The organism is Tritonibacter horizontis (assembly GCF_001518015.1).
Classification (GTDB): Bacteria; Pseudomonadota; Alphaproteobacteria; order Rhodobacterales; family Rhodobacteraceae; genus Epibacterium; species Epibacterium horizontis.
Genome location: NZ_LPUY01000050.1, coordinates 1 through 8,894, shown reverse-complemented (window position 1 = coordinate 8,894; position 8,894 = coordinate 1). Strand labels below are relative to the sequence as shown.

Annotated in this window: 10 protein-coding genes and 1 other RNA gene; 7 read left to right on the top strand and 4 right to left on the bottom strand. The window is 63.2% G+C overall.

Annotation, left to right across the window (positions count from 1 at the left end; genetic code table 11):
* Positions 1-123: 123 nt before the first annotated feature.
* The 3 genes from rnpB to TRIHO_RS24290 all read left to right on the top strand — a co-directional run bounded on the left by rnpB (position 124) and on the right by TRIHO_RS24290 (position 1,359).
* Positions 124-559: RNase P RNA component class A (gene rnpB / locus TRIHO_RS08140), an RNA gene on the top strand.
* 161 nt (positions 560-720) lie between these two features.
* Positions 721-888: a 50S ribosomal protein L33 gene (gene rpmG, locus TRIHO_RS08135; RefSeq protein ID WP_068241894.1), complete on the top strand. Its 168-nt coding sequence runs from the start codon at positions 721-723 to the stop codon at positions 886-888.
* Positions 889-1,227: 339 nt separating this feature from the next.
* A complete protein-coding gene (locus TRIHO_RS24290) occupies positions 1,228-1,359 on the top strand; it encodes a hypothetical protein (RefSeq protein ID WP_269745353.1) in 132 nt (43 codons plus the stop codon).
* Positions 1,360-1,490: 131 nt separating this feature from the next.
* Here the strand turns inward: TRIHO_RS24290 and TRIHO_RS08130 are convergent, their stop codons facing one another.
* From TRIHO_RS08130 to TRIHO_RS08120, 3 genes are all read right to left on the bottom strand, one after another.
* The gene (locus TRIHO_RS08130) at positions 1,491-1,979 is read right to left on the bottom strand and encodes a GNAT family N-acetyltransferase (protein ID WP_068241891.1); all 489 of its coding nucleotides are present in this window, start codon (positions 1,977-1,979) and stop codon (positions 1,491-1,493) included.
* 95 nt (positions 1,980-2,074) lie between these two features.
* Positions 2,075-2,854, bottom strand: coding sequence for a Bax inhibitor-1/YccA family protein (locus tag TRIHO_RS08125; RefSeq protein ID WP_068241889.1), 780 nt, complete (start codon positions 2,852-2,854; stop codon positions 2,075-2,077).
* A gap of 234 nt (positions 2,855-3,088) precedes the next feature.
* A complete protein-coding gene (locus TRIHO_RS08120; protein WP_068241887.1) occupies positions 3,089-3,301 on the bottom strand; it encodes a DUF1127 domain-containing protein in 213 nt (70 codons plus the stop codon).
* Positions 3,302-3,424: 123 nt separating this feature from the next.
* On the opposite strand from TRIHO_RS08120, the gene TRIHO_RS08115 reads away from it, so the two are divergent.
* Entirely contained in the window at positions 3,425-4,345 is a 921-nt protein-coding gene (locus TRIHO_RS08115; protein WP_068241885.1) for a LysR family transcriptional regulator, read from the top strand.
* Here TRIHO_RS08115 and TRIHO_RS08110 read toward each other — a convergent pair.
* Positions 4,314-5,288, bottom strand: coding sequence for an NADPH:quinone oxidoreductase family protein (locus TRIHO_RS08110; protein WP_068241883.1), 975 nt, complete (start codon positions 5,286-5,288; stop codon positions 4,314-4,316). The genes TRIHO_RS08115 and TRIHO_RS08110 overlap by 32 nt on opposite strands.
* Before the next feature lie 346 nt (positions 5,289-5,634).
* Between TRIHO_RS08110 and TRIHO_RS08105 the strand changes: the two genes are divergently transcribed.
* The 3 genes from TRIHO_RS08105 (at position 5,635) to TRIHO_RS08095 (ending at position 8,770) form a co-directional block, all read left to right on the top strand.
* Positions 5,635-6,006, top strand: coding sequence for a helix-turn-helix domain-containing protein (locus TRIHO_RS08105; protein WP_068241881.1), 372 nt, complete (start codon positions 5,635-5,637; stop codon positions 6,004-6,006).
* Between the two features lie 409 nt (positions 6,007-6,415).
* Positions 6,416-7,198, top strand: coding sequence for a histidinol-phosphatase (hisN, locus tag TRIHO_RS08100; RefSeq protein ID WP_068241879.1), 783 nt, complete (start codon positions 6,416-6,418; stop codon positions 7,196-7,198).
* Positions 7,199-7,405: 207 nt separating this feature from the next.
* On the top strand, positions 7,406-8,770 hold the full coding sequence (locus tag TRIHO_RS08095; RefSeq protein ID WP_068241877.1) for an 8-oxoguanine deaminase: 1,365 nt from the start codon (positions 7,406-7,408) through the stop codon (positions 8,768-8,770).
* Positions 8,771-8,894: the final 124 nt, after the last annotated feature.

The following is an 8,894-nucleotide window of genomic DNA, read 5'->3' as shown; positions in this document are numbered from 1 at the left end:
CTTCTGGGGGGGCCAGGGCGTCGAGCGCGGCAAGGCCCCGTGAGGCAGCGCCGACCCCTCCCGCTCCACAGCGCGGTGTTGCGGCTTGACGGCTTTGGGCAAGGCGCGTAGGCAGGCCCTCGCGCAGAGAGCCGGATGGCCGCGTGCGCAGGGTCCGCCCTGTGTGCGAGGAAAGTCCGGACTCCCTGAGACAACGGTGCCGGGTAACGCCCGGGCGGGGAAACCCGACGGAAAGCGCCACAGAAAACAAACCGCCCTGCCGCTCCGAAGGTTCGCCCAAGGAGAGACCGGCAGGGTCAGGATGAAACGGTGGGGTAAGAGCCCACCGCACCGCTGGAAACAGGGGTGGCACGGCAAGCCCCACCGGGAGCAATGCCAAATAGGGCCTCCGCGCGGGCCGGTCGGGTCCGCCCGATACCGCCGCTAGGGTTGTTTCACCCGAGAGAGGCCGGGTTGGCAGCTAGAGGCGTCTGGCAACAGGCGTCGCAGAAGAATGGTCATCGAACCTTGTCCCACGGGGCAGGGGGAACAAGATCCGGCTTATAGGCTCTCTGTGCAAATATCGTGGTGTGCCCACAGCGGGCGCGCCATTTCAGCGAGCGGCGCATTTATATACGGCGAATCCTATTGACACCCGCCGTCACAAAGGTAAAAGCGCACGCTCATATAGGAATTAGACCCGAGAGGCCCCTGCCTTTTCGGACGCAGGAGAGAAGCACAATGGCGAAGCCGACGACCATCAAAATCCGCCTGAACTCGACCGCGGGCACGGGCCACTTCTACGTGACCAAAAAGAACGCACGCACCATGACTGAAAAAATGTCCGTACGGAAGTACGACCCGGTTGTGCGCAAGCACGTCGAGTACAAAGAAGGCAAGATCAAGTAAGCCTTTCGGGCGCTTGGATTGATCTGAGTTTGCAAGGGGTCGCGCATTGGCGCGGCCTTTTGTCGTTTCGGCCCTGTGGCTTGCTGATGCGGGGCTGTGGCGGCGGGGCTGTCGCAGTGGCTCCGTCCCTGCCGACCTGTTCTTTGGCAGGTGGCCGCCAAGGGCCGGTGACGCAGGTGGGCGATGCCAGATGGCGCGGGCAGGGCGGCCGGGCCGTTCATGAACAGTTTCCTAAAATCGCGCTGAAACGGCAGGGTCGCGCCCGTTTCCCTGCACGCCTGCGCCACATTTCGCCGCCAGATTTGGGGCTGTGATGAGTGGTCGTGGTAAAGGGTGAACATGATGGGAAAACTGTTGGGATTGTCCGTCCTGATGCTGTTGCTGCTGCCTGTCGCATCGGCTGTCACCGGAGAGGACGACAGTTTCTCCCAGTTGGAGCCGCCGGCGCAAATCGTCGTCGCCGCGCTTTGACCAATCGGGTCTCGGGCCAGTGTCAGGCTGGCCCGAGGTCCTCAAAACTCCCGAGCACTCCCAGTCCTCATGTCCCAGGCCGCAAGGGCCTGTCCTGGGGGGCAGCAGCTCCGGCCGCCACAGCGCATCGCTCAGGCACTTTTTTGCGCGGGGCGCCACTCGGCCACTGTCATCACAGGTTCCAACCCATGACCGCGCATCAGCGCCGCTGAGGCGGTGTTGAACGGGGCATAGGTGACACCGATCACCGTGGCACCCTGGTCCAGCGCGCGCTGGCGCATTTCGCTCATCAGGGCCTTGCCGACGCCGATCCTCTGAAAGGGGCCTGCGACAGCGATATGGTGCACCATGGCGCGCCGCTCGGCGCTGCGCACCGGAAGCGCGGCCCGGTCCTCGATCTCATAGAGAAGATAGCCCATGACAGCGCCCGTGGGGCTGCGGGCGACCAGCGCCTCTGTGCCCGGCTCCAACAGCCAGTCCTGCAACCAGTCGGCCAAAGCTTCGGGCGCGGGGTCGGCCGGGTAGCGGGCCGGCTGATGTGCCACATGAAGCGCATGCAGATCCTGCAGCAAGGGCACCAGTCCGGCGGCGTCCTGGGCGGCAAGCGGGGAAATCTTCATCGGGTCCTCCTCGGAAATAAATTATGCGACAGACAAATAAAAAGGGGCGGATCTGAGTGATCCGCCCCGGCTGTCTTGGATTAGGGAAGCTGCGTTTATTCGCGGTTCCCAAGAAGCTGGAGCAAGAACATGAACATGTTGATGAAGTCCAGATAGAGGTTCAACGCGCCCATGATGGCGGCCTTACCGAGCCATTCCTGGTCACCGGTGTGGACCATCTCCAGATAGGTGTTCTTGATCTTCTGGGTGTCATAGGCGGTCAGCCCCGCAAAGATCAGCACGCCGAGGATCGAAATCGCGAACCCCATGGCCGACGATTGCATGAAGATGTTGACGACCGATGCCACCAGCAGGCCGATGACGCCCATGATCAGGAAGGATCCCATGCCGGAGAGGTCTTTCTTGGTGGTGTAGCCCACCAGAGAAAGGCCCGCAAAGGCGATGGAGGTCACCAGGAACACCTGTGCGATGCTTTCACCGGTGAAGACCACGAAGATCGAAGAGATCGACAGGCCCATCAACGCGGCGAAACCGTAGAACACCAGCTGCACACCCGCGGCGGGCAGGCGTTTCATCGCGGCACCAAAGCCGAAGAAGATGAACGCGAGCGGCGCGAACATGATCACCCACTTCAGCGGTGAAGCATAGATCGCGTAGCCAAAGCTGGTCAGGTAGCTGTCGCCGCTGAGCTGCGCAACCGCACCCGCCGGATCGGAGGTCACGGACAGGCCGGCGATGGCCCAGGCGGCCAGAAAGGTGATGAGTGTGCCCACGGACATGGTGCCGTAGACTTTGTTCATGTGAGCGCGCAGGCCCACATCGATCTCGGCGCTGCGTACGCCTGCAGCAGACCGAATGGTATCAAACTGTGCCATGCTTCATGGTCTCCGTCTAAAAAACTCCCTCAGTGCACAACCGCGACGCGGATATGCCTGTTGCGCTAAATATCGGCGTTTGCGCCCGCCGGTTCAAGTGGTTCCGGTCGGCAATTGAATGAAAAGACCGGTGAAGTTGCTGTGATGTCATCGGAACCAGTCCGGCAGCAGCGCCAGAGCGGTTCCGATTGGGCAGGGAGGTCGCAGGGCGGAATGCGTCACTTGGCGCTGCCCCTAGCGCAGCCAGTGCACCGGTGCGTCCCAGATCCGGCGCCGGGCTTCCTGCTCGGCTTCGGCGCGGCTGCGTCCGATATCCTTCAACTGGGCCGCCGACAGACCAAAAAGCTTGCGGCGCTGTCGCTGGACGGCAAGGGCGTTGAGGACAAGCGCGATCAGCGAGGGACGGCGGCGGTGTAGCGGCAGGCTGCGAAAAAGACTGTTGGCCATGGGAGGGCTCCAAAGTTGATTTGCTGATGGGTGTGAGGCGTTGCATCACAGGTATTGATTTATATGGACATCCCGAGCTATTCTCAAAACGAATGTTATTGAACGCACCCATCAAGGAAATTGATGATGAGGAACCTGGACATCACCACCCTGCGGTCTTTTGTGGCCGTGGCTGACACCGGGGGGGTGACACGCGCGGCCTCCTTTCTGCATCTGACCCAATCTGCGGTGTCGATGCAGCTGAAGCGGTTGGAGGACATGCTGGGGGTGGAGCTGCTGGACCGGACCGGGCGCAGCATTGGTCTCACGGCGGCTGGGGAGCAGCTTCTGGGCTATGCCCGCCGGATGCTGAGCCTCAACGATGAGATCATCACCCGGCTGACAGACCAGGCCTTTGAGGGCGAGGTGACCCTGGGGGTGCCACATGATGTCGTGCATCCGGTCATCCCGATGGTGCTGCAGCGGTTCAATGTGCAGTTCCCGCGGGTGAAGGTCAGCCTCTGTACCTCCAACACCCGCGATTTACGGGCCGATTTCGCCCAGGGCCGGTTCGATCTGATCGTCACCACTGAAAGCGTGGCGGGCGACGGTGGGGAAACCATCCACCAGATGCCGCTGCGCTGGATCGGGGCGCTGAATGGCCACAGCTGGCGTCAGCGCCCCCTGCGCATCGGCTTTTGCCGCAGCTGCATCTTTCGCGGTGTGGCGACGGCGGCGCTGGATGCGGCGGGGATCGACTGGGAAATGGCGGTGGACAGCGAATCGGATCGCACGGTCGAGGCCACCATCAGCGCCGATCTGGCGATTGGCGTGCTGCTCGAAGGCACCCAGCCGCAGCACCAGCAGGTCATCGACCACGGCGGCAGCCTGCCGCGCCTGCCGGTGCAGCATATCAACCTCTACGGGGTAGAGCGCGCCCGCGCCCAATATGTCGAACACCTTGCCCATCTGATCCGCCAGGGCTTTGCCGGTCTGGCGCAGCCAGGGGTGCGGGCGGTGGGCACCGAGGTGGTTACGCCAGCGGGGCAGCTCGGGGTTGCATGATGACCTTGCCGGTGGCGGTGCGGTCGCGCAACAGCGCCAGCCCCCGGTTGGTCTCGGCCAGCGGCAGCCGGTGGCTGATATGGGGCGTGATGCGCCCCTCCGCCAGCCACCCCATCAGCTTGTCAAAGGTGGTGCGGCCAATCTCCGGGTTCAGTTTGACCAGCCCGCCCAGGTAAAAACCGATCACGGTCAGGTTCTTCACCAGCAGGCGGTTGGCCGGGATCTGGGGCACGTCCCCTCCGGCAAAGCCGATGGGCAGCAGCCGCCCGCCGGGATTGGTGGCCCGAAACGCGGCCTTCCAGGTCTCGCCGCCCACCGCGTCATAAACCACATCTGCGCCACCCAGATCGAGCAGCCGCTGACGCAGGTCCTCGCTGCCGTCGATCAGGTGGTCCGCTCCGGCGGCCTGCGCAATGGCCAGCTTTTCGGTGCCCCGCGCCTGCGCCACCACCCGCGCGCCCAGCAGCTTGCCAATCTCGACCGCCGTCAGCCCGACACCGCCCGCGGCGCCGGTCACCAGCAGCGTTTCGCCCGGTTGCAAGCGGGCCTGTTGCTCCAGCGCCAGCAGGCTGGTGCCATAGGCAATCATCGAGGCCGCAGCCGTGTCATAGCTGACGCTGTCGGGAATACGGATGGCGCGGGCGGCGTCAAACAGGCCGTATTCGGCCAGCCCGCCCTGGCCGCCAAAGACGGCGACGCGATCCCCGATTTGAAAATCTGAAATGTCATTCCCCATCGCCGCAATCCGCCCCGCGCATTCCAGGCCGGGGGTGAAGGGCAGGGGGGGCGTGTCCTGATATCGGCCCTCCACCATCAGCAGATCCGCGAAGTTCAGCGCGCAAGCGTGAATTTCCAGCAAAATCTCCCCGGGCCCGGGTGTTGGAATCTCCGTTTCCGAAATTTGACCTTCCAGGCCGAGTTTAACTATACGAAAGGATAGCATGCGTGATTTCCCTGCCAAGTTTGTCCGTTTGATTCGGTCACATTCTGACCGGTATTTCTGCGGAATTGAGCCTCCCCTTTTTCGGTGAGGTCTCCGTTTTGCTCTGCACCGCAACATTCGCGATGTTTTTTGATGCGTTAAATCATATATTTGCCACAACCGGCCCGTGAGGCGCGTGTGCCTTTACTTGTATTCAACCAAGAAGGTCGTACACTTTCCACAATACGAAACTTCTGCCCCGAAACAAAAATACGCCGATGTCTGTTTTTACGCCATCGGCGCGCGGTTCCAAGAAATGGTTTCCCAAACTACGCTGTGGAATAGCCGCAACCCGGAGAACAATAATATGGCACATCCCGTTGATATTCACGTCGGCAAGCGCGTCCGTCATCGCCGCTGGTTGATTGGCATGACGCAGCAGCAGCTGGCGGAAAAGGTTGGGATCAAGTTCCAGCAGATCCAAAAATACGAAACCGGCGCGAACCGGGTCAGTGCCTCCCGGCTCTGGGATATTTCCGATGCGCTGGACGTCAACGTCAGTTTCTTTTTTGAAGGTCTGCAAGAAGACGAGAAAGGGACCGCCGACAAGGCCCGCGTCCCTGCGGATCTGATGGGCGACAAAGAGGCGCTCGACCTGGTGCGTTCTTACTACGCGATCCCGGAAAATCAGCGCCGCCGCCTGTTCGAACTGGCCCGCGTGCTGAGCGACGTCGCCTGATCCGACCAATCCCAGTCATCCGCCTCCCCAACACGGTGTTGATCGCAGCTGATCACGCCTGATCCACTCTGTGTTGGGACCGCACCCGGCGTGTTCTACTTGGTTCTTGCGTCTTGGTCGCCATTCGCAATGGCTGCGATGCACGGCAGGGCGATGCATGGCGGCGCAGTGGACAGGGCTGGCCACGCGGGATCGCCGCGGGGTGACCCTGCGACCCTCCGTCCGGCTGCATTCGTCCGTCCGGTTGCATCCGTCCCTCAGCTCCGCCGCCTGAGAGTGGCCCGGATGTCACCACGATCTGGCTTTTCGCCGGGCCGGATTGGACAGAGGCCGGATTTTCCTTGAATGCCTGCGCCGCCCGTGGCACCGGCTGAGCCTTGAGACTACCTGACCGACCGGGGCCGAATTCATGACACTTTCCGATCTCGACGTTGCGCGCCGTCTGGCTGATGCCGCAGGCGAGGTGATCCTGCCGTATTTCCGCAACGCCACCACGGCGACCGACAACAAACTCGAAGGGGGGTTTGACCCGGTCACCGTCGCGGATCGCGCGGCGGAGCGGACCATGCGAGATCTGCTGGCCAAGCTGCGTCCCGAAGACGGGATTCTGGGCGAGGAATTCGACCCCAAGCCAGGGACCAGCGGGCGGACCTGGGTGCTTGACCCGATTGATGGCACGCGCGGGTTCATCAGTGGCACTCCGACCTGGGGCGTTCTGATTGCCCTCTCGGAGGATGCCGGCCCGATCCTTGGCATCATCGATCAACCCTATATCGGCGAGCGATTCGAGGGCACCCGGGCCCATGCGCAGCTGCGCGGGCCGCAGGGAACCCGACGGCTGGCCACCCGCAAGACTGCATCGCTGGATGAGGCGATTCTGTTCACCACCTTCCCGGAGGTCGGCACCGAGGCCGATCGCACCGCGTTCCAGCGGGTCGCCCGCGAGGTCAAACTGACGCGCTACGGGATGGATTGCTATGCCTATGCGCTGCTGGCGGCCGGCACCGTTGATCTGGTGATCGAAGCCGGTCTGAACGCCTATGACATTCAGGGCCCGATTGCGGTCATCGAGGCCGCAGGCGGTATCGTGACCAATTGGGAAGGCGGCCCGGCCCATGATGGCGGACGGGCGCTGGCGGCGGCGAACCCGGACATCCATGCTGCGGCCCTTGCCCTGCTGCAAGAAGACTGATCCTGCCGCTCAGTCGGGATCGTGCCGCAGGCTGACCGCCCGTAGCGTTATTTTCAGGCGATTGGCAAAACTGCTTTCCGGAATACCAGACTTGTCCCTTCGCGAATGCAAAGCTAGGCAGAGGACGCGCCGAGTCCTTTTCCCGCCTTCTGTCGGCGCCTTTTCACCTCCAACAAACCGAAGCGGGCTTTTGATGGAGTGTGACCTATGCCTGACTTTCTGATCAAGAACGCTGAATCCATCCTGACGATGGACGATGACAGGCGTGTGCTTGGCGCGGCTGATATTCGGGTCCAGGACGGCGTGATTGTCGAGATCGGCCACGATTTGCCCCGGTCTGAGGTCGGGCCAGACGCTGCGCCCGAGACGGTGCTGAACGCGGCCGGAGCGGTGGTGACACCGGGGCTGGTCAATACCCATCACCACCTGTTCCAGAACCTCACCCGCGCGGTGCCGGGGGGGCAGGACGCGTTGCTGTTCGGCTGGCTGCAGACCCTCTATCCGATCTGGACCCGGATGGGGCCGGAGCATATGCAGGTCTCGACCCAACTGGGACTGGCAGAGCTGGCGCTGTCGGGCTGCGCGCTGACCTCGGATCATCTCTATCTCTTTCCCAACGGGGCGCGTCTGGACGATACCATCCACGCGGCGGCGGATGTCGGGCTGCGGTTCCAGCCCACCCGCGGCGCCATGAGCATCGGCGAAAGCGCAGGCGGGCTGCCGCCGGACCGTCTGGTGGAGCGGGAAGCCGATATTCTGAACGATATGATCCGGGTGGTGGACGCGTTTCACGACCCGCAAGAGGGGTCGATGTGCCGGGTTGGCCTGGCGCCCTGTTCACCGTTTTCCGTCAGCCGCGGGCTGATGCGCGACACCGCTGTTCTGGCGCGGGACAAAGGCGTCATGCTGCACACCCATCTGGCGGAGAATGACGAAGATGTCGCCTATAGCCTGTCGCAATTTGGCTGCCGCCCCGGTCAATATGCCGAGGATCTTGGCTGGACCGGCGATGATGTCTGGCATGCCCATTGCGTGAAGCTCGACGGGCAGGAGATTGATCTCTTTGCCAGAACCCGCACCGGGGTGGCCCATTGCCCCTGCTCCAACTGTCGGCTTGGCAGCGGTATCGCGCCGGTGCGCCAGATGCGCGATGCCGGGGTGAAAGTGGGGCTCGGCGTTGATGGGTCGGCCAGCAATGATATGGCCAACCTCTGGGACGAGGCGCGGCAGGCGCTGCTGTTGCAGCGTGTGCACAATGGCGCCGATGCCATGTCCGCCTATGAGGCGCTGGAGCTGGCCACCCGCGGCGGCGCAGATGTGCTGGGCCGGCCGGAATGCGGCCGGATCGCGGTGGGCAAGCGCGCCGATATTGCCATCTGGGATGTCTCGGGCCTGGCCTCCAGCGGCAGCTGGGATCCGGCGGCGCTGGTGCTGGCCGGTCCGCGTCAGGTGCGCGATCTGATTGTCGAAGGCCGCCGGGTAGTTGCCGACGGCCAGGTTACAACGCTTGATATGGCGCAGCTGATCGCGCGCCACAGGTCGCTGACAGGGGCGCTGGCGCGCGGCGATTGATGCGACGGCGCCGGGCCATCGTCGCGCTCCTGTTGTGCCAACCATGGGCGGGCCGACCAGAGACACGCTGACCAGAGACACGCTGACCAGAGACAGGCGGACCAGAGGCAGGCCGGCCATAGGC

Coding starts and splice junctions, on each gene's coding strand:
- rpmG (WP_068241894.1), top strand. CDS start 721: ATGGCGAAGCCGACGACCATCAAAATCCGCCTGAACTCGACCGCGGGC.
- TRIHO_RS24290 (WP_269745353.1), top strand. CDS start 1,228: ATGATGGGAAAACTGTTGGGATTGTCCGTCCTGATGCTGTTGCTGCTG.
- TRIHO_RS08130 (WP_068241891.1), bottom strand. CDS start 1,979: ATGAAGATTTCCCCGCTTGCCGCCCAGGACGCCGCCGGACTGGTGCCC.
- TRIHO_RS08125 (WP_068241889.1), bottom strand. CDS start 2,854: ATGGCACAGTTTGATACCATTCGGTCTGCTGCAGGCGTACGCAGCGCC.
- TRIHO_RS08120 (WP_068241887.1), bottom strand. CDS start 3,301: ATGGCCAACAGTCTTTTTCGCAGCCTGCCGCTACACCGCCGCCGTCCC.
- TRIHO_RS08115 (WP_068241885.1), top strand. CDS start 3,425: ATGATGAGGAACCTGGACATCACCACCCTGCGGTCTTTTGTGGCCGTG.
- TRIHO_RS08110 (WP_068241883.1), bottom strand. CDS start 5,288: ATGCTATCCTTTCGTATAGTTAAACTCGGCCTGGAAGGTCAAATTTCG.
- TRIHO_RS08105 (WP_068241881.1), top strand. CDS start 5,635: ATGGCACATCCCGTTGATATTCACGTCGGCAAGCGCGTCCGTCATCGC.
- hisN (WP_068241879.1), top strand. CDS start 6,416: ATGACACTTTCCGATCTCGACGTTGCGCGCCGTCTGGCTGATGCCGCA.
- TRIHO_RS08095 (WP_068241877.1), top strand. CDS start 7,406: ATGCCTGACTTTCTGATCAAGAACGCTGAATCCATCCTGACGATGGAC.